This is a genomic window from Peribacillus frigoritolerans, assembly GCF_030676415.1.
GTDB classification, from domain to species: domain Bacteria; phylum Bacillota; class Bacilli; order Bacillales; family DSM-1321; genus Peribacillus; species Peribacillus frigoritolerans_A.
In genome coordinates, this window is record NZ_JAUUTW010000021.1 from 59,598 (window position 1) to 81,223 (window position 21,626).

14 protein-coding genes and 1 riboswitch are annotated in these 21,626 nt (G+C 41.2%); of the genes, 2 read left to right on the plus strand and 12 right to left on the minus strand.

Annotated features, from left to right (window positions below):
- Positions 1-108: 108 nt before the first annotated feature.
- Positions 109-477, plus strand: a complete 369-nt coding sequence (locus Q8G36_RS18835) for a VOC family protein (RefSeq protein WP_305161032.1) — start codon at positions 109-111, stop codon at positions 475-477.
- 44 nt (positions 478-521) lie between these two features.
- Here the strand turns inward: Q8G36_RS18835 and Q8G36_RS18840 are convergent, their stop codons facing one another.
- From Q8G36_RS18840 to Q8G36_RS18890, 11 genes are all read right to left on the minus strand, one after another.
- Positions 522-2,411 carry a PTS fructose transporter subunit IIABC gene (locus Q8G36_RS18840; RefSeq protein WP_305161033.1) on the minus strand — a complete coding sequence of 630 codons (1,890 nt, stop codon included), beginning with the start codon at positions 2,409-2,411 and terminating at the stop codon, positions 522-524.
- A gap of 4 nt (positions 2,412-2,415) precedes the next feature.
- On the minus strand, positions 2,416-3,336 hold the full coding sequence (gene pfkB / locus Q8G36_RS18845) for a 1-phosphofructokinase (protein WP_305161034.1): 921 nt from the start codon (positions 3,334-3,336) through the stop codon (positions 2,416-2,418).
- On the minus strand, positions 3,336-4,088 hold the full coding sequence (locus Q8G36_RS18850; RefSeq protein WP_305161035.1) for a DeoR/GlpR family DNA-binding transcription regulator: 753 nt from the start codon (positions 4,086-4,088) through the stop codon (positions 3,336-3,338). The genes pfkB and Q8G36_RS18850 overlap by 1 nt, the downstream gene beginning before the upstream one ends.
- Positions 4,089-4,286: 198 nt before the next feature.
- Positions 4,287-5,567, minus strand: coding sequence for a 2-oxoglutarate dehydrogenase complex dihydrolipoyllysine-residue succinyltransferase (gene odhB, locus Q8G36_RS18855; protein WP_305161036.1), 1,281 nt, complete (start codon positions 5,565-5,567; stop codon positions 4,287-4,289).
- A gap of 1 nt (position 5,568) precedes the next feature.
- Positions 5,569-8,421, minus strand: a complete 2,853-nt coding sequence (locus Q8G36_RS18860) for a 2-oxoglutarate dehydrogenase E1 component (RefSeq protein WP_305161037.1) — start codon at positions 8,419-8,421, stop codon at positions 5,569-5,571.
- Between the two features lie 375 nt (positions 8,422-8,796).
- Positions 8,797-9,567 (minus strand): dioxygenase, encoded by a 771-nt coding sequence (locus Q8G36_RS18865; protein WP_305161038.1) that lies wholly within the window; start codon positions 9,565-9,567, stop codon positions 8,797-8,799.
- Positions 9,568-9,642: 75 nt separating this feature from the next.
- Entirely contained in the window at positions 9,643-10,410 is a 768-nt protein-coding gene (locus Q8G36_RS18870) for a polysaccharide deacetylase family protein (RefSeq protein ID WP_305161039.1), read from the minus strand.
- A gap of 103 nt (positions 10,411-10,513) precedes the next feature.
- Positions 10,514-13,963 carry a methionine synthase gene (gene metH / locus Q8G36_RS18875; RefSeq protein WP_305161040.1) on the minus strand — a complete coding sequence of 1,150 codons (3,450 nt, stop codon included), beginning with the start codon at positions 13,961-13,963 and terminating at the stop codon, positions 10,514-10,516.
- Positions 13,956-15,803 carry a bifunctional homocysteine S-methyltransferase/methylenetetrahydrofolate reductase gene (locus Q8G36_RS18880; protein ID WP_305161041.1) on the minus strand — a complete coding sequence of 616 codons (1,848 nt, stop codon included), beginning with the start codon at positions 15,801-15,803 and terminating at the stop codon, positions 13,956-13,958. The genes metH and Q8G36_RS18880 overlap by 8 nt, the downstream gene beginning before the upstream one ends.
- Positions 15,804-15,906: 103 nt before the next feature.
- Positions 15,907-16,005: riboswitch (SAM riboswitch) on the minus strand.
- A gap of 111 nt (positions 16,006-16,116) precedes the next feature.
- Positions 16,117-16,767, minus strand: a complete 651-nt coding sequence (locus tag Q8G36_RS18885) for an MOSC domain-containing protein (RefSeq protein ID WP_305161042.1) — start codon at positions 16,765-16,767, stop codon at positions 16,117-16,119.
- Between the two features lie 506 nt (positions 16,768-17,273).
- Positions 17,274-18,116, minus strand: coding sequence for a Ku protein (locus tag Q8G36_RS18890; protein ID WP_305161043.1), 843 nt, complete (start codon positions 18,114-18,116; stop codon positions 17,274-17,276).
- A 151-nt stretch (positions 18,117-18,267) separates the two neighbouring features.
- On the opposite strand from Q8G36_RS18890, the gene ligD reads away from it, so the two are divergent.
- Complete coding sequence (ligD, locus tag Q8G36_RS18895) at positions 18,268-20,115, plus strand: DNA ligase D (protein ID WP_305161044.1); 1,848 nt, start codon at positions 18,268-18,270, stop codon at positions 20,113-20,115.
- 418 nt (positions 20,116-20,533) lie between these two features.
- On the opposite strand, the gene dapF is transcribed toward ligD, so the two are convergent.
- Entirely contained in the window at positions 20,534-21,520 is a 987-nt protein-coding gene (gene dapF, locus Q8G36_RS18900; protein WP_305161045.1) for a diaminopimelate epimerase, read from the minus strand.
- Between the last annotated feature and the right edge of the window lie 106 nt (positions 21,521-21,626).

Sequence of the window (21,626 nt, forward strand, 5' to 3'; positions counted from 1 at the left end):
GATTAAAATATAAGAAAATCTTATCGATAACAATTAAAAAAAGAACCTATTCTTATTGATTATTTTAATTTAAAATTGGATATATAAGGAATTGGAAGGGGTGGCAAGATGAATTTCATTTTTAAATCAATCGACCATTACCAATTAGCATCTCCTAAAAATACCGAGGACCAATCAAGGAAGTTTTTCACTGAGATATTAATGTTCCGGGAAGTGAATAAGCCTCCATCATTAAGTTCCAATGGCGGGTTATGGTTCGAATCGGGACCAATCAAAATTCATGTCGGAACGGAGGATCCTTTCATTCCCGCGAGAAAAGCCCATCCCGCACTTGAAGTTGAAAATCTTAATGACTTTAAACAACATCTAATTACTAAGCATATTTCTTTTACAGAAGACGAGAGGTTGCCCGGGGCTAAGCGCATATATTTATCCGATCCCTTCGGCAACCGGATCGAAATGTTGGAATGGTTATAATAAAAAGCGGGTCCATTTATCGGACCCGCTTTTGTAGGTGTATATTATTTTTGTTTCTTTTTCCAGAATCCCAATATTAAAGCGGTAATGAGGGCTCCTATTAAAATCGCCAGCAAATAGCGGAAAGGATGGTTGACTAGGGGGATGACAAATATTCCCCCATGCGGCGCTGGCAAAGTTACACTAAAAGCCATTGACAGGGCTCCTGCCGTCGCTGCCCCAACAACACTGCTGACGATAACGCGCAATGGATCCGCGGCCGCAAAAGGAATGGCTCCCTCTGTAATGAACGAAGCACCCATGAAGTAATTAGTGAATCCGGATTTCCTTTCCATTTCACTGAATTTACTTTTAAAGAATGTAGTTGCAAATGCGATACCTAGTGGAGGAACCATTCCACCAGCCATTACTGCAGCATGTGGTCCGAAACTTGATGCCTCAATGGCTGCAATCCCAAAAGTGAATGCGGCTTTATTTAAAGGGCCGCCCATATCCACAGCCATCATACCCCCAAGAATCAAGCCAAGGAATATTGCGTTCGTGCCGGATAAGCCTTGCAGCCAATCTGTCAGGCCCGTGTTAATTGCGGTTACTGGTTCATTTATGAGAAATATCATGATAAACCCTGTAATTAACATCCCAAATACAGGATAGAGTAAAACCGGTTTAATGCCATCGAGTGTTTGTGGTAACTTGGAAAACAATTTTCTTAATAGTAAGACGACATAACCTGCAAGGAAACCGGCGATCAGTCCGCCAAGAAAACCGGCATTAGCCTGTGCTGCCAATAATCCCCCTACCATACCAGGGGCAAAACCTGGACGGTCGGCTATACTTGAAGCAATGAATCCAGCGAGTACAGGGATAAGCAAGAAGAAGGCACCATTTCCCCCGCCAATATCACTTAATGCTTTGGCAATGGGATTATAATTAGGATTCGCCGGATCGGCTGCCTCAATTCCAAAAAAGAAAGAAAGCGCAATCAAGATACCGCCCCCGACGACAAATGGAAGCATATTACTTACGCCATTCATTAAGTGCTTGTAAATCCCCAATCCTCCTTTTGCTGAATCACCTTCATCACTTTTATCATTTCCTGTTCCTTTGTAAACAGGGGCATCCTGATTCAAGGCTCTTGTTAACAGTTCCTCGGTCTTCCGGATCCCATGGGCAACAGGGACAATAATGACATGTTTTCCATTAAAACGATCCATTTCCACCTGCTTATCAGCTGCAACGATAATCGCATCCGCCTCATCAATTTCTGCAGCGGTTAAACCATTTTTGATTCCTGTGGAACCATTTGTTTCCACTTTGAAATCGATACCCATTTCCTTCGCCTTGGCCTTTAACGCATCGGCAGCCATATAAGTATGGGCGATTCCTGTTGGACAAGCTGTAACGGCAAGGATTTTACCTTTACTGTTACCACTGGCAGCATTACTTGTTTGCTCCTCTTCTCTTACTTCTTCATCGGCTTCCATTTCTTTTTGATTGATTATCTCTAACACTTCCTCACCAGAAGAAGCAGAAATCAATCGGGCTCTGAATTTATCATCCATCAGTAATGAAGAAAGCCGGGAAAGGGTTTCCAAGTGATCTGCATTCGCTCCTTCACTTGCTGCAATCATAAAGAACAAATGAGCTGGCTGCCCGTCAAGCGATTCATAATCCACACCACTTACCGATTTGCCGAAACAGATGGAAGGTATCCTTACTGCATTTGTTTTTGCGTGGGGAATGGCGATTCCTTCACCAATCCCTGTTGTGCTTTGCTCTTCACGTTTTGAGATGGCAGCTTTGAACCCCTCCAAATCGTTTAACCTGTCAGCCTCGGCTAACTTCCCTGATAGTTCATCAATGACTGCTTGCTTTGTAGAACTTTGCAGATTGATTATGATTGTATCCAATTTTAACAAGTCTGTAATTTTCATAGAGTCAGCCTCCTGTTAGATGATTGATAGCAATTTGCGGTAATAACTCTTCAATTTTATCCAATGTACCGAGATCAGATGAAAAGGCTGTAGCACTTCCTGCTGCAAGACTGAAGCGGAAAGCAGATAGAATATCCCCTGTCCTTTCATATGTCCCGATGAAACCTGCGACCATGGAATCACCGGCACCCACTGAGTTGATGACGTTCCCTTTTGGAACATTTGCGGAATATGACTCCCCGCCGGAGCATAGCACCGCCCCCTGTCCCGCCATTGAAACAATAACGTTTTGTGCTCCTGCTTCAACCAATTTAGCGCCATATTCTCTAGCATCATCAACCGTTTTTATTTCGGTGGAAAAAAGCTCACCCAGTTCATGGTGATTAGGCTTTATTAAAAATGGCCGGTGTGGAAGGACATTCAGTAATCCTTTGCCACTCGTATCCACCACCACTTTAATGCCGTTATCGGAACAAGTCCTTGCCATGGCTTCGTATACATCCGAAGGAACGCTTGGAGGGATGCTTCCTGACAAAATGAGGATATCATTATTATTCAGCTGTTCAATCTGACTAAATAATTGTTGATAATTCCCTTTTGAAATGACTGGCCCTTGGCTATTTATTTCGGTCTCCAGCCCTGTTTTCAATTTAATGTTTATTCTTGTATCTCCAGCTATCTCTGTAAAGTCCGTAATAATCTCTTCCTGTCTTAAAAACCTTTTTACAAATTCACCTGTTTGTCCACCGATGAATCCTAACGCTGTCGTACTATTTCCCAGCCTTTTAAGCACTCGGGAAACATTGATTCCTTTTCCTCCAGGGAATTTGGCATCATAACTGGTTCGATTCACCTTGCCCATTTGAAAGCTCTCCACCTCGACCAGATAATCGATGGATGGATTGAGTGTCACTGTATAAATCATTAAATGGTCACGACCTTTATCTTTGGATTTTTATGGAGTTGAGCAACAGCCTCTTCATCATTGCTGTCAGTAAGGATAATGGCATCGCTTACATCTGCCACCTTAGCGAAAGTAGCTTCATTAAGTTTGGAACTGTCTGCAAGCACGTAGGATTCGTTAGAGAGGCGTAATGCCATCTTCTTCAGTAGAGCTTCTTCCGGGTCGGGTGTTGTGAAACCCAGATCTTGATGAATGCCGTTCATTCCCAAGAAACATTTATCAAAACGGTATTCATTCAAAAACTGTACAGCATTACTTCCTATAACCGCATTTGTCGAGAATTTTATCGTTCCGCCCACTAACACTGTTTTGATTTCCAATTCGATGAGTTTTGGAATATGCATAAGACCATTTGTCAGCACCGTTATATTTTTATCCTTTAAATAAGGAATCATTTCCGCAGTTGTCGTGCCTGCATCAAGATATATACAATCATTTTTCTCTATGAATGAAGCCGCAAGCTTTGCTATAAGTTGTTTTTCAGCTCTTGCTTTGTTTTGCTTTTCCATAGTTGTGGGTTCAAGGCCTTTTCTTTGAAGTAAAGACGCCCCGCCATGCACGCGTTTCAAGAGCTTCATTTCTTCGAGTTGCACTAAATCTCTCCGAATGGTCGACTCCGAGGCTTGTAACTGATCTACAAGCTCCTGCAGCTTTACCGTTCCTTGTTCTTTAAGGATCGATAAGATGAACTGGTGCCTTTCAGTTGTCAACAATTCGCCCACCTCACTTTAATATCATCATCATATATGAAAACAAAGAAATAATCAATCAAAAACGTTTAAAAATACTCATATCCATTCAAAAATACCTTCAAAAACATTCATCTTGATTAGATTCTATGAAAATATACTTTCAGTCTCCATACAAAAAAACCCCCATGTCATGATGACAGGGGGGTTCGGATTATTTTATTAGCCTTGAAGTAAAAGTTGTTCTGGATCTTCCAGCATATCTTTGATAGCCACTAAGAAACCAACTGCTTCTTTTCCGTCTACGATACGGTGATCATAAGATAATGCAAGGTACATCATTGGTCTGTTTTCGATTTGATCGCCAACAGCGATTGGACGAGTCTTGATTGTATGCATACCCAAGATACCAACTTGAGGGGCATTCAAGATTGGTGTAGATAATAGGGAACCGAATGTCCCTCCGTTTGTGATGGTAAAAGTACCACCTGATAAATCTGAAAGTCCCAGTTTGTTGTTACGCGCTTTAACAGCTAAATCAGAAATGTTCTTCTCGATTTCAGCAAAGCTTTTGCGGTCAGCATCCCTTACTACCGGAACGACAAGACCTTCATCAGTGGATACAGCTACACCGATATCATAAAAGTTCTTTTTCAGGATATGGTCGCCTTGGATTTCAGCATTCAATAACGGATATTTTTTCAATGCGCCAATGACCGCTTTAGTGAAGAATGACATGAAACCAAGTTTAACATCATTTGTTTTCACGAAAGAATCCTTATGGCGGCTACGCAATTCCATGACTGCAGAAAGATCGACTTCGTTAAAAGTAGTAAGCATGGCTGCTTCGGATTGTACCTGAACTAGACGTTTGGCAATGGTTTGACGACGGCGTGTCATCTTAACCACTTCAATGCGGTCATCATTCACTTCAACAGGAGCGGCTGCTTGTTTAGCAGCAGGTGCTTGTTTTGGAGCTGCCGCTGGTGCTGCAGGTGTTGCAGCAGGTGCATTACTTGCTGCTTCTACGTCTTGTACTCGTACACGACCTAGTGGATCTGCTACAGGCACTTGAGTCAAGTCAATTCCTTTTTCACGAGCCAATTTCCTTGCAGCTGGTGATGCAATAACTTGTTGAGTGGATGATGCTTCTTTCGCTTCTGCTTTAGGAGCCTCTTTAGCAGGAGCCGCTTGTTCAGCCTTAGCTGGTTCTGCTTTAGCTTCTTCAACCTTAGGAGCTTCCGCTTTTGGAGCTGCTGCAGCTGATCCATTTTCATCAACGATGGCGATAGTCTGTCCAACTTGGACAGTATCGCCTTCTTCTGCTAAATGTTCCGAAAGTGTACCAGTATAATCTGAAATGATTTCTACGTTCACTTTATCCGTTTCAAGTTCAAGGACATATTCTCCTTTTTCAACGTGATCACCGGGTTGTTTTAACCATTGCGCAATAGATCCTTCAGAAATTGATTCTGCTAATTCAGGTACTTTTACTTCAGCCATTTTATTTCTCCCCCTCATTATTGCGTGTAATTGCTTGAGTCATAATCCGTTGTTGTTCATTTTTATGGACAAGTGGATCTCCCTCAGCCGGGCTTGATCTGCGCTTCCTTCCTATATATGTTACTGAAAGTTTGCCAGGAGCCGCTGCATTTAGGCGAGGTTCAACAAATGTCCAAGCACCCATGTTTTTAGGTTCTTCTTGAGCCCAGAAGATTTCTTTAAGATTTGTATATTTTTTCAGAGCTTCTTGAACTCCAGTGAATGGGAATGGATAAATTTCTTCAATACTGATGATTTGCAACCAATCCGTATTTTTTTCAGTTGCCGCTTTTTCACGAAGTTCAACCGCCAATTTACCTGATGCAAAAACAATGCGTTCAACTGATTTAGGTTTTTTGCCCAAAGCTTTGGTTTCTACGAATGATTCAAAAGAGCCTTCACTGAACTCTTCTGCTGTAGAAGCCATCACTTGATTACGAAGCATACTCTTCGGTGTCATGATGACAAGCGGACGTACCTGCTCTTGATCCAAAATCTTAGCTTGTCTTCTAAGGATATGGAAGTATTGAGCTGCCGAACTTAAGTTGGCAACTGTCCAGTTGTTTTCAGCCGCTAATTGAAGGAAGCGTTCCAGGCGTGCACTTGAGTGCTCTGGTCCTTGTCCTTCATAACCGTGTGGAAGCAGCATGACAAGACCTGATTTTTGACCCCATTTTGCACGGCCTGCCGCGATGAATTGGTCAAAGATCACTTGTGCTGTATTAGCGAAGTCACCGAATTGGCCTTCCCATAATACAAGTGTCTCAGGTGCAAATACATTATAACCATATTCATAAGCCAGAACTGCCGTTTCAGTAAGCGGGCTGTTATGAACAGCGAATGATGCTTTGGCAGTTTCAAGTGTGTGAAGTGGTGAATATGTTTTTCCATTAACACTATCATGTAACATGATATTACGTTGTGCAAATGTTCCACGCTCTGAATCTTGTCCTGTCAAACGGATTGGAGTGCCGTCACTCAAAATAGATGCAAATGCCAATGTCTCGGCATGAGCCCAATCAATTTTTCCGTCAGCACCAAAGGAATCCAAGCGACGTGATAAAATCTTTCCTAATTTTTTATTAGGAGTGAACCCTTCCGGCCACTTAACAAGTTCTTCGTTAATTGTAACAAGTTCTTGTTTCGGTACTGCCGTTTCAATGGCTGGAAGTCCTTTTTCAATAATCCCAGGAGGATTACACTCTTTAGAAGCTTCCGGTTTATTTCCGGAAATTTTCGCATATGCATCTGCAAGCCTTGTATCCACTTGCTCAGCAATCGCTTTAACTTCAGCTTCAGTGAACTCTCCAGATTGAATAAGTTTTTTTCCATAAAGCTCTTTAACAGTTGGGTGCTTATGAATTAATGCATACATTTCAGGTTGAGTCACCAATGGCTCATCCATTTCGTTATGGCCGAAACGTCTGTAACCGATCAGGTCGATCAAGAAATCCTTGTTGTATTTTTCACGATATAGGTTAGCAAGGTTCACAGCAGCCATACATGCTTCTGGATCATCTGCATTCACATGCACGATCGGCACTTCAAAGCCTTTTGCCAAATCACTAGCATATAAGGTTGAACGTGAATCTTCACTTTCCGTTGTAAAACCTATCATGTTATTGGCGATGATATGGATAGCGCCGCCAACTAGATAACCGCGTAAACGGCTTAAGTTAAACGTTTCAGGTACAATTCCTTCACCTGGGAATGCTGCATCACCATGAATCAGGATTGCAAGAGATTTGGAAATGTCTTGAACCGGGAATCCTTTTTCTGAACGGTCTTCTTGAGCCGCACGAGAATACCCTTCCACGATTGGACCGACTACTTCCAAGTGACTTGGGTTATTGGCAAGTGTTATTCTTGCTTTCTGTATATTAGCTTTAGTAATCTGTTTATCCAGACCTAAATGGTATTTAACGTCACCAGTCCATCCATTGTTAATGCCTGTTGAACCCTCGGAAGGAACCAAATCTTTATTCGGTGAATGTTGGAATTCAGAGAAAATGACCTCATAAGGCTTTCCTAATACATGTGCAAGCACATTCAAACGTCCTCGGTGAGCCATGGCAATATTCACATTCCCCGTTCCGTTTTGAACAGTTTGTGAAATCATTTCATCTAAAATCGGAACCAAAGCATCCAGTCCTTCAATAGAGAAACGTTTTTGCCCTACATATGTGCGATGAAGGAATTTCTCGAAACCTTCTACTTCATTCAATCGTTTAAGTAATAGTTCTTTTTTCTCTTTTGCCACTTCCGGGAACATGTTTCCGGATTCGACCATATCAGTAAGCCATTGCTTTTCATCCAAGTCATTAACATGGTGAAATTCAAAGGCTATCGTTTTTGTATAGAGTTGTTTTAGGTATTGTACGGCTTCGTATCCGTCTTTCACGTCTTCAGGTGATTCCGGACAAATAAAGTCAGCCGGTATTTTCCTTAAATCATCTGCAGTCAAGCCATATTTTTCAAAGTGAATTTGTTCAGTGTCTAGAGCTTCTTCTTTTAAAGGATAAATATTTGCAGCAAGATGTCCGTATGCACGGATATTTTCAGCTAACTTTACTGCAGACATAATTTTCTTCATTGGAAGAACTTCTCCAGCTTGTACAGTTGGTGCACTTCCAATCGTTGTTTCTGCCGATACATCGAATGAAGGAGGACCTGAGACTTCAAAAAAGTTTTTCAGTTCCGGATCTACTTCTTCCGGATTGGTTAGAAATAAATCGTATTGCTCCATGACATACCCAAGGTTTGGACCTGAAAAAGCTTTCCATTGGTCGTATGCCTTAGTATCATTGATGGTCATTTTGTAAACCCCCAAATTTTTCTCATAATTTTTTTCATTTCGTTTTATCCATCCCCAAATTTCTTTCTTCTAATTTTCCCCAATTATATGATATATATAAGATATATAATAAATAACTTTGGTCATTGAATAATAAATTTTTAAAGGATAAAACGTTTTCAGATGTTATATTAACATGTTTTTGTCGAAATATCCAAAGGTTAAAACACTTTATGCAACCTTTTTTAAACTATATTTCTGTTTAATTCGTCAAAATACGCTTTTAATTGACTTTTTTGCTCATTTAAGCCTTTTTTTCGCTAAAAAAAGATTTTTGTATTTTTGTATAATGATTATTTTTCAGGTAAATTTAACTAGTTTGAAAACCCTTTCAGCTCAATCAAACTTCCAAGCTGTTAAACTCAGATTGCCATATTGAAAGCTCCTGTGCAGGAGAGCTGCTTTTTTTTTGTCATCCCCTGACCCCATTGCGATGACCAATGGAATGAAATGCTCTTTGGAAGGCACAGCCTCTGTACTATAAGGGGCGATTTTTTCAAAATTAAACAAAGATTGCAAATCCCATTTCATGATTTTCTCTTCGACCCAGTTCTCAAACTCGATTGCCCATCCTTCTGCAACATGCATATCCTCCTGAATTTGGGTGAAATTATGGACAATTCCACCGCTTCCGATGACCAGAACATTACTTTCCTTTAATTCCCTCAATGTTTTCCCGATTTCATACTGCTTATCCAGTGACAGCGCAGGACTAATGGACATAGATACGGTCGGGATGTCAGCTTCGGGATACATGAGATGCAAAAGCCCCCATGCTCCATGATCCAGGGGTCGCCTTTCATCAAGTTCCCCCAATACACCTATCTTGGACAATAAGGTTAAAATTCGATCTGACAGCTCAAGGCATCCCGCAGCAGGATAAGTTATCTGAAATATTTCTTCAGGATACCCTGCAAAATCATAAATGACTTCATGTTTCCCTACTGCAGAAATCATTTGATCTTCACTTTCCCAATGTGCTGACAAAATAACGATAGCAGCAGGTTTCTTGATAGTTTGCATATAATCCTTCAAAAAAGAAGTGTAGCTATTCTTTTCCAAAGCTAATAGCGGTGTTCCATGTGATAAAAACAATGATGGCATCATAGAAACGATAAATCCTTTCGCATTGTAATCTCTTATCCCTTTACCTTAATTTACTATAGATAAACAATGTGTTCATCAATTAAATTGCATTTTTGGGGTTGTCTCATCAATAGTATCAAAGGTATACCCTTCTTTTTTAAGGAATTCAATGATATCAGGCAATGCTTCCACTGTATTTTTCATACTATTGATATCATGCAATAAGATATTAACATGCTTTTGATTTTTCGTCCCTTTTTGTACAGCAGTAATGATTTGTTGTTCCCTTATTGACGGACTGAAGCCATCTGTCGAGTCAATGGACCAATCAATGTAAATATACCCTTTTTCCTTTAGTTGTTGAAGGATACCATTGATGATGGGTTTCGTTGCAGCCTGATGCCGCAGACGATTATTCGAGCCGCCAGGAAGGCGCACAATACGGCTTTTTATCCCATACTCCTTTTGCAGCATGGTTTCAAGCCTATTCAAATCTTGAAAGAAACTCTCAGTCGATCGATAAACGATGGAATAATCATGTGTATAAGAATGAAGGGCAATCGCATGACCCCGGGAAATCATTTCCTGATAACATTCCTTTGCGTATGGTTCTTCGTTACCTTTAACGAAAAATGTGGCCTTAACATGATAGCGGTCCAATATATCCAATATCTCCATGGTATTCAAAGATGGTCCGTCATCGAAAGTCAAATAAGCGATTTTCTGATTTTCCTTACTTTTTAGGAGCGGTGTCATCTCTTCAGGAACCATTGCATGCACTTGAACGTTCTGCACATCCACACCAAACAAAATAATAATGAAAGAACCCGCCACGGAAAGAAATAATTTCAGCATATTCTTCATAGGTGTTGCATCCCCTTCCTTTTGACCATTAAGATGTACCAATTAAGGGGTTTCATGCGCAATAAGGCAGCGGTAAAAAATACCGCTGCCTTTATTAAATGATTTATCGATCGACATTAAAGTATCGAGCTTCAGGATGCGCAAAAACAATGGCTGAAACGGAAGCCTCTGGTTCCATCATGCATCCTTCAGTCAATTCCACGCCAATATCTTGCGGTTGTAACAGACGGAATAGCTTCTCCTGGTCTTCCAGATTAGGACAAGCAGGATAACCAAATGAAAACCTTTGCCCAGTGTACTTAGCTGCAAATCGCTCTTTCATGGACATTTCAATCGGATCGCTTATACCTAAATCATCCCTCATTAATTGATGAATTCTTTCCGCGAACCCTTCAGCTGTTTCGAGAGCAAGTGATTGAAGCGCGTGATTTTTCAAGAAATCACCTTCAAGCTTTAGTTTTTCTGCCCATTTTCTGATACCTTTTCCGGCAGTGACCAGGAAGAAACCAACATAATCCATTTGCCCGGAGGAGATCGGTTTCGCGAAGTCCGCTAAACAAAGATGCGGATTCGTATCTTGCCGGGGGAAGTCGAAAGTTTCCAAAACCTCATGATGATTGTCCGGGTTGTATACCAATAGCTTATCTCCTTCGCTTTGAGCAGGGAAAAATTGATAAACTGCGTTCAAGCCATAATCCGGTTCCGTCTTTAGGAATTCAATCAATTCATCAACGAGATCATTGAGCTGCACTGCTTTTTCATTCCCTTGCTTAAGCAATTCGGAAACCTTACCTTTTAACCCCAAATGATGACCAATCAGCATTTGCCTATTTATATATGGCTGGATGACATCCAATGGGTAGTTTTTCAGGACGTGACGCTTGATGTCACGCGGTTTTTGAACAGGAACATCGCTTAAAGGGGCAGCTGTGGACTGCTTACGAACAGGTTTTTCCATCGTGGCAGCAATGGCGGCATTCGCTTTCGATCTTTCTCGTTTCTCGACTAACTCTTCCAAGTACACCACTTTTTTGTCAGAGTCATGTAAAATATTCGTTACAGCCAAACCATCCATCGCATCTTTGGAATATAAAACCGGTCCTTCATATTCAGGTGATATTTTAAAATCGGTGAATTTACGGGATAATGCTGCCCCTCCCACTAAAATTGGGGTATCTATTCCCGCTTGCCTTAAATCCTGTGCGGTTAAAACCATTTGCTGTGCAGATTTGACAAGTAACCCAGATAGGCCAATGATGGTAGGCTCATGTTTTCGAACTTCTTCAATGATTTGTTGCGGTGCGACCTTTATTCCCAAATCAATGACTTCATAGCCATTATTGGATAGGATGATATCCACTAGGTTTTTCCCGATATCATGTACATCTCCCTTGACAGTCGCCAAAAGGATTTTCCCTTTCTTAGCGCTATCTTCAGAGTTTTCCATTAGTGGTTCAAGGTGAGATACAGCCGCCTTCATCGCTTCAGCACTCTGAAGCACCTCTGCGACAATAAGTTGGTTGTCATTAAATAACCGACCCACCTCACTCATGCCATCCATCAATGGTCCATTGATGATTTCCAATGGGCTATCACCGCGCTCAATTGCTTTATTTAAATCATCAACCAATCCTTCTTTCGTTCCTTCGATAATATAGTTACCTAAACGTTCATCCAATGGCAAAATCACACCATTATCCTTCTTCTCCGCTTTTTTTCCACGATAAAATTCGGTAAAAATCGCTAAAGTTTCAGTTGAAGTCTCAAACAGGAGTGCCTCAGCCAATTTCACTTCATCTTCCGGTATCAGGGCGAAACGTTCAAGTTTTTCTGTATTCACGATAGCATAATCGAGACCCGCTTTTGTACAATGGTAAAGGAAAACCGCATTTAATATTTCCCTTCCCCTCGCTGGCAGACCGAAAGAAACGTTAGAAATGCCAAGTATCGTTAGGCATTCCGGAAACTTTTCTTTAATCGCCTTTATTCCATTCACCGTTTCCAATGCAGATCCTATATATTGTTCATCCCCTGTGCCTACAGGAAATACAAGCGGATCAAAAATGATGTCACTTTTGTTTAGACCGTACTTATTAACGAGCAAATCCACAGACCGTGTAGCAACTTCCAATTTCCGTTCAGCATCGACTGCCATCCCAATTTCATCAATGGTTCCTACGACGACGGCAGCACCATATTGATGGACTAAGGGTACTATTTTTTCAAAGCGCTCTTCCCCATCTTCAAGGTTTATGGAATTAATGATCGATTTTCCTTGTGAATGTTTTAATGCTTGTTCTAGTACGACTTCATCCGTAGTATCGATGACCAATGGGACTTTCACTTTTTTGACGACCTCTTCTACAAATTCCTTCATATCGCCAAGCTCATCCCCATCAGGATCAGCAAGACAGATATCAATGACATGGGCGCCCTTTTTTACCTGGTTACGAGCAATTTCGGCAGCTGGCTCGTAATGCTTTCCACGTATCAGCTCCTTGAATTTTCGGGAACCGATAACATTCGTTCTTTCACCTACGAATAAAGGACGCATTGAATCATCATAAATTAGCGGCTCTATGCCTGATACGGCATGACCATGGGCTGTTTCCGTAATTGTACGGGGCTTCATGCCTTCGAGGACCCTGGTAAGTTCTTTAATATGCTCTGGTGTCGTACCACAACATCCGCCAATGATATTGACCCATCCCTTTTCGGCAAATTGCTTCATTTTCTCTGCCAGGGAAGTAGGTGACTCATGATAGTGGCCTTCTTCATCAGGGAGCCCGGCATTCGGATAACAACTGATGGCGCTATTTGATATATCCGCAAGTGTCCTGATATGGTCAATCATGAATTCCGGCCCTGTTGCACAATTCAGGCCGACGGCAACGGGCTTCATATGTTCAACCGATAAATAAAAAGCTTCTATGGATTGGCCAGCAAGTGTCGTGCCCATCGGTTCGATCGTACCTGATATGATGACAGGCACATCTTTTCCTGTTTTAGCGAAGGCTGCTTTGATTCCAGAAAAGGCTGCTTTGACATTAAGCATATCCTGACAGGTTTCCACCAATAGCAAGTCTACCCCGCCATCCAAGAGACCCAGGGCCTGTTCTTCATAAGAATCGGTTAAAATATCAAAAGTCGTTCCCCCTGTTACGGAAAGCGTTTTTGTAGTGGGACCCATCGAGCCAGCTACATACCTTGGCCATTCATCATTGGAATACTTTTCACAAGCTTTAACGGCAAGCTCAGCTGAAATTTTATTAAGCTTGTAGGCGATCGTGCTTATTTGGTATTCCTCAAGAACGATGCTGGTCGCTCCGAAGGTATTTGTTTCAATGATATCCGCACCCGCTGCTAAATATTTTTCATGGATGGATTGGATGATTTCCGGTTGCGTCAGTGATAAATATTCATTGCAGCCCTCGAATTGTTCCCCTCCAAAATCCTCTGCTGTCAAATTCTCAGCTTGGAGCATGGTTCCCATCGCTCCGTCAAGAAGGAGAATCTTAGAATTTAACTGATCTTGAATCGCTTTTTTATTCATGAACTGCCACCTCTGATGTATGTTTACTATCGACTTTTCTAATATATTTCGTAAGTTCCGCCGTCATTTCATAGCGTAGGAACGGAGTGATTAAATATATGCCCTTGAATTTTTCCCTTGCCGCGTCCACTAGCTCTCGTGCGATATTCACCCCTTCAATCCTTGACTTTACAGGGTCATCCCCCGCTAAAGCCATGGCCCTTCTAACATTATCAGGCAATTTGATTCCTGGGATCTCATTATGGATGAATTCGGCATTCCTTGTGCTTGTCAAAGGCATGATACCGATGAAAATCGGGGTCTCCAAATGTTTTGTAGCCTCATATACTTCTTCGATCTGCTCCACCGAATAAATTGGCTGTGTCAAAAAGGATTGAGCACCACAGGCAATCTTCTTTTCCATTCTCAGTACGGCTTTATCCAGATATTTCACATTGGGATTAAAAGCTGCCGCAATTTTAAAATTTGCCCTTTGGCCCAAACTTTGACCTGAATAGGAAAGACCTTCATTAAATTGTTTGACCATGCTTATTAGGTCAAAGGAAGATAAATCATAAACCGAAGTGGCACCCGGGAAGTCCCCAATTTTTGAAGGGTCTCCGGTGATGATCAATATTTCGTTCAGCCCCACCGTCTGCAGACCCATTAAATGTGACTGCAGGCCAATCAAATTTCGATCACGGCATGTTATATGCACCATCGGCTTTATATTCAATTGGTTCTTCAGTAAATTAGCCAGTGCATCATTCGATATCCTTGGTGAGGCAAGTGAATTATCCGCTAATGTAATGGAATCGACCCCTGCTTTTTTCAAAACCTCAGCACCGGTCATGAAGCTCTCTATTCCTAACTTTTTCGGTGGATCAAGTTCAACAAGAATCGTCCTTTCTGTTTTGACCTTTTCGTACAGGGGAAGTTCCAATTCTCTATCGTTCACTTCAATTATTTCTATTTCGCGGGATTTCGTGAATTTCTCTTTTACGGGAGGCAAACTTCCAATCGCATTCTTTACAGCTTGAATATGCAGTGGAGTCGTTCCACAGCACCCTCCTATGATCGCGGCACCTTGCTCACGAAGTTCTAGGGCACTTGAACCGAAATATTCAGGCACAGCTTTATAGACGAGCCTTCCATCCACATAATCCGGGAGGCTGGCATTAGGGTATATGGCAATCGATGCTTGCTTTGGCAAACTCACTTCTTCCAAGGCCCGAATCATATGATGTGGACCGAGACGGCAATTCACCCCAACAACATCGGCACCCAATTGCTCGAGTTTTTGAAAGGCTTCATTTAAGTGGATTCCATTTTGAAGATTACCCAGTTCATGCATCGATACATTGGCGATGATCGGCAGTCCAGTTTCATTTTTAGCGATTTGCAGGACAGTTTCCAGTTCTTCCAGGTCATAAAATGTTTCCAGGAGAATCCCATCAGGGTTTTCCATCAACAGACTGTATAGCTGTTCACGAAAACCCCGTTTTATCTCTTCCAAGCTTAAATCCGATTTCCTGATACTCCGCTGTGCCCCTATGGTACCGAAGACATATGCCTTTCCTTTTGCCGCTTTTTTAGCAAGAATGACTCCCTGGCGATTGATTCTGCTCACTTCATCTTCAAGTCCATACCGTTTCAATTTGTTGAAATTGGCTCCGTATGTATTCGATTGAAGGATATCTGCACCAGCTTCCAGATAGGCACGGTGGATGGACTCTATTTGATCTGGGTTCGTGCAGTTTAATTCCTCATAACATTGATCGATGCCATTAGAGTACAGTAAGGTCCCCATTGCCCCTTCCCCAACCAGCATTCTTTCTTTCACTTCTTTACGAAAATTCATCATTACACCCTCTCTCAAAAACAATCCTGTTTTTGTCGTATTCTAAGAGTATGAGAGAAAAGGAAAAAAACCTTCTCAAAGAAGAAGGTTTCTTGAAACATTCTCCTCATCTATCAAGCTCTGCTTGCTGGATTTAGCACCTTTGCCTAAGCTGGTTGCTGAGGTTTCTTCGGGCCAGTCCCTCCACCTCTCTCGATAAGATCCATTTATATAATTTTCACAAGATTTCAAAATTTGATTATTCTTAATTTACATTAATAATCTGTCAATTTCAATACCTGATCGACATTTTTTTCACTTTTGCAAAAATCAATCAATCTTTTGCAGCTTGAACCCTCTTCAAGATCCTTTGTTTCCAGTCTTCCGCTAACGAGTCTAGTGTAAGTAAAGCCTTTGCTCCTTCAAGTCCATCTCGTTTATGAAGGATTACCTCTGCTGCATAATGAACGGAAATTTTTTCTTGCAAACGATCTATTAGCACGATCTCGTTGTGTTTATTTATCGTTCCTTCTTGCAGTACTCTTGCAAAATAACCAGTGAAACTCGTCTTCAGCACGAGTTCCAAAAACTTAAGTTCTTGATTGAAGTGGGAAATGGTCGAACAGGGTATCCTCCCCTGGTTAATTTGAACTATCACTTCGCCTATTTGATAGATATCGCCGATATACGTTGTTTCTTCCCTCATCCCAGCTATGGTTAAATTTTCACCGAATGCAGGGATATCCAGCTTTTTAGAGAATTTTTCATTCCATAATGAATAATGCTCAAAGGGGTAAAAGCACAAAGCCCGATCAGGACCTCCATGGAACTTTACATTTCCTACCCCATCACCAATTATGCCTGATTTGGTTACTGTCACATTATCCTGAGCTTGTTTATCCATGGCTGAAAAGATATCGATATTCGAAAAAATTTCATATTTCGGCTTCCCGGCATGAAGTGATTTGATTTTTCCATTTTCCATTTTGCATCTTCCATTCCTATTTAATTTATATCATCCTATATGTATAAATTATACTAAAAACCCATTTTATTCAGTAGTTTTTATACGAATATGAAAATGCAAAAGCCACATGAGCGGTTAAGTGGGCGAAATATTATTGATTTCCAGAAAAATTCATAGGTTAGTTTTAGTAATTTTGTTGCTATTTCAGAATTAAATATGGTAGAATATGAACACAATATATAGTCGAAAACTACAACCGTTCGCCTATATGTTGATTTTCACGATTGAATTCCTCATTGTCGCTCTTTAGGGAGCGAATTTTTTTCGCCCTCATTTCCATCCATCATTTTCTTTTAATTCCATTAAGTTCCTTAATTCGTGACCCACTTACCTTTTTGTACTTTCCTTACCTATGTAATCCTTTCCCCGTTAAGTCACTTCATTACCTTATAAGAAGGCAAGTCCGCTTGCTAAAACAAGCAGAAAGCCGAGCGACATCATGCGTCTTCCGCTCAGCTTCCTGTTTAAGCTTGTTTCTTTTTTTTCGGTGCCGCTTTCTTTCGGGTCGTCTTTTTCTTTTCCGGTTCATCATGTTTCGTACGGTCAATGGATGCCTGTAATGCCTCCATTAAATCGGTTACATTGTTGGAAATTGGTTCTTTTGTTTTGGCTGTAATCGTCGTCTGTCCCGTTTTCTTTGATTCAATCAATTCAAGTAACGCGGTTCGATAGTCATCGGTGTATTTTGTCGGATCGAAAGTAGTCGTTAATTGATCTATCAATAATACGGCAGTATCGATTTCTTTTTTTACAATGGTATCATTGGCAGGGATATTCGGCACATCCGCTGTGGAGCGGACTTCATCCGGATAATGAATCGTTTCCATCACCAAGGTATTATCAACGACTCTGATTACCGCCATTTGTTCTTTAGACCGAATGATGATTTTCGCTAGCCCTACCTTATTCGATTCCTTGAGGGCCTGCCTTAAAAGGGAATACGCTTTTATCCCTCCGTCATTAGGGGACATGTAATAACTCCGGTTAAAATAAATGGGGTCTATTTCTTCAATTTTAACGAAATCCACGATTTCCACGGCTTTTTCTTCGTTTTGTTTTTTCAGTTGTTCTAGTTCATTGTCTTCCAATACAACAAACTTTCCCTTTGTATACTCAAAAGCGCGGACTATATCATCCTTCCCCACTTCTTTCTGGCATACCGGACAAACCTTTTCGTATTTAATCGGTGAATGGCATTCCTTATGCAACGTCCTCAAAGAAATATCCTTATCCTCCGTTGCAGCATGAAGTTTGATCGGAATGTTCACCAAACCGAATGATATGCTCCCCTTCCACATCGTATGCATATTCGTCACCTCATAACTTATTTTTAAAGAGAAGAACAATTTTATTATTCCCCTTTGTTAAAAAAAAAACGAAAAAACAATTGCCAACTCTAACACTTCGTTTTTTTGGCAAAATAATGTTAAACAATTATTTGCGGAGGTAAATACAAAAATGAAACCGATGCTGCCAACCTATTACCCCGAAGCCCCCAACTCCAAGGAATGGCGTTATGAAGTCAAATATGACGGCTTTAGGGCTATTTTAACGATAGACTCCGATACCATAAGCATTTCGAGTCGGAACGAGAAGGAATTATCACCACAATTCCCAGAAATCATGGCTTACATCAAAGATCTGGACCTGGAAGATTATCTCCCGCTTCAGTTAGATGGGGAATTGGTCTGGCTTACCAATCAGGCGAAAGCGGACTTTTTTCAAATTCAGTGGCGAGGACGCCTTGGGAAACAATCCTTAATTTCAGAAAAAGCCCGGTTTTCCCCATGCCGGTTTATTGCGTTTGACCTGCTTAGCATCAGCGGAAAAGACGTAACAGCTAAACCTATGAAAGAACGAAGGGAATTGATGTTGAATATGGGGGCAAAACTTGGCTTTCCCATGCCTCCTGATCCCAATGATAAGGCTTTGATACAATTAATAGAGAGTTTTGCCGTTTTGGATAAAGCCCTGAATAAGGTCACCCTATTAGATGGCGAAGGGGTTGTTGCCAAGGAAATTCGGGGTACTTGGCAAGAAGGAAAACGTTCTACATCTTGGATTAAGGTAAAAAATTGGAAGACCGTTTCTTGTTTCATTACAGCATTGCACAAAGAAAATGGTTACGTTTCCCTCGCAGTTTTCAAAGAAGGTGCCGTAACGAAAATCGGAAGTGTTAAAAATGGACTGAGTGCTCAAGATAAAAAGATATTGCATGAACTGATCAAGCAAAATGCATCAGACGAAGACGCACAATTTTTTTATATCCATCCATCCATTTGCATCGAAGTTCAATTCTTACACGTATATGAGGAAAATGAATTGCGCGAACCTCAGTTTTCGCAATGGCTTTTACAAACATCTCCCGACGAATGTACCTGGGAGAAATTCGTGCTAGGCCAATACACATTTCCAGATACTGTACAAATAACTTCCAGGGATAAACCGCTTTGGATAACAGGTGGTAAACAGGTGGTAAAAGTTGAATACCTTCATTATTTACGGGAGGTTTCTGCTTTCTTCTTACCCTTCTTGAAGGATAAGCTTCTTACGACGGTCCGCTATCCTCATGGCACTTTGGATAAAGAAAGATTTTTCCAGAAAAACAAACCTGATTATGCTCCGGCCTTTATTAAAACGTTCATGGATGAGGATATCGAATATATGCTGTGTAACGATATTGAAACTCTTCTTTGGTTCGGCAATCAACTTGCATTGGAATTCCATGCCCCATTTCAGAAAGCAGGCAAAACAAGACCCGACGAAATCGTCTTGGACTTAGATCCTCCTTCCATCGAATTTTTCTCCTTAGCGGTAAAGGCCGCACAGGAAATAAAAAAGGTGATGGATTCATTAAGGATAAAAGCTTTTGTAAAAACTTCAGGTAACAAAGGACTGCAAATTCACATCCCTCTGCCTGAAGACAGATTTACTTATCTGGAGACACGCATATTCACCGACTTTCTCGGTGACTACTTAACAAGTTCCAATCCTAATGATTTTACAACGGAAAGAATGAAAATAAATCGGCATAATCGACTTTACTTGGACTTTGTGCAGCATAGTGAAGGAAAAACCATCATTCTGCCTTATTCCCCACGGGGAAATTCTTTCGCTGGTGTGGCTACACCTTTGTTTTGGGAGGAAGTGGACGAAAGTCTCGAGTTAAAGGACTTTACGATTGAAACCATACCAAAAAGAATAAAAAGGGAAGGGTGTGCATTTATGGATTACAGACTCGTCGATAATGGACCAGCCTTTTTGGAAGTATTGTCGTTCCTAAAACAAAAAAAGACCAACAACTAATTTGTCTCAGAGAGGAAGTGTAAAATGGAACGTTGCCTCCAGGCACTCGCTTTCCGCGGGTGGTCCGCCCTCGGCGCTCTTTGCGCCTGTGGATCTCCCTTGGACGCGCTTTGCCCGCAAGAGTCCTGTACCTTCCGTTCCATCAAATGGAATGTTTTTTCAAGAAAAACTGCAGGCTGGTCTCATCCCGAACATTGATTACAATACTAGGATATACTTATGGTTTTTAATGTTTTATGAAAACTCACTGGATTGAAGAAATTTGCGAAAGTCTTGCCGAATAACCGGCTAGCCGAGACCCTGCTAGATGCTTGCGGTGAGGAGGCTTGGCAGATTGTCGGCGGAAAGGCTTTTTTTAATAAGAAAACTGCAGGCAAACTCGTTTTCTTTAGAGTTCGCCTGCAGTCTGGAAATTTCTTTATAATTTTGTTTTCAAATAACTTTGCACTTCATCCTGCAGCTTGGCATATAAGCTTGTTTCCAATTCAAAATCCACTTTTTCAAGCCTTTCAAATTTTTCAGGCTGATCTAAGTCTATTTCAATCAATACCTTGAATTCATAGGTTGCATTCCCGATTAAATCAATTGAATACTTTTGGCTTTCTTCATCATGGTGGACCACGCATTTAACTTTTCCGCCGTTATTGTAGACAGATATTTCACTTTCCAATGCGTTTAAACCAACAGAGCATGTTACTAGGCTTGAAGCCGACATCGCCGTTCCACATGCATTCGTGAAGCCTACCCCCCGTTCGAATGTCCGCACATAAATGCTCCCTGGTTCCAGCTCTTTCACAAAGCTGACATTGACACCATCAGGGAAAAGCTCATTCGGTTGATTGACCTTTGTTGAAAGTTCTTCCTGCAAATCACTTTGTAATACATCACGATCGACGAGCGTGATCAAATGTGGATTAGGAACCGCCAATGCCGAAAATAATAGGGTATCATGCAGTTCCGGCAATGATTCGTTTTGCAGCTGTTCTTTAGCCATTACAAGAGGTAGATCCTTCACATTGAAACTTACGGGGGAAATTTCCACCTTGAAAGTCGGAATGCCCTCATAAATATCTTCCGTTTTTTCAACTAGTAGATTTGCCTTCATGGTTTCCACGATCATTTTATCGAGCCCAAGAACGTCATTCGCGTAACGTGCAACACAGCGAAGTCCATTGCCGCACATCGAGGCTTCCGATCCATCCGCATTAAAGACACGCATCCGGCAATCAGCATGTTCACTTTTCATTACGAACAATATACCATCCGCTCCAAGCCTCTCCCTATTGCATAGTGCCTTCGCGAAATTTTTCCGCTCTTCTTCAGTAAACGTCAGGGTCGTAGTCAATTCATCAATGATTAAAAAATCATTCCCTGAACCATGACTTTTCAAACCTTCAATAATCATCCTGTCACATCCTCTAATTGCTTGTCATTTATCATTTTTTTAATATTCTATATCATAGCATTTTCAAGATGGATGTGTCATCGCGTAAATCACAATAAATCCATTT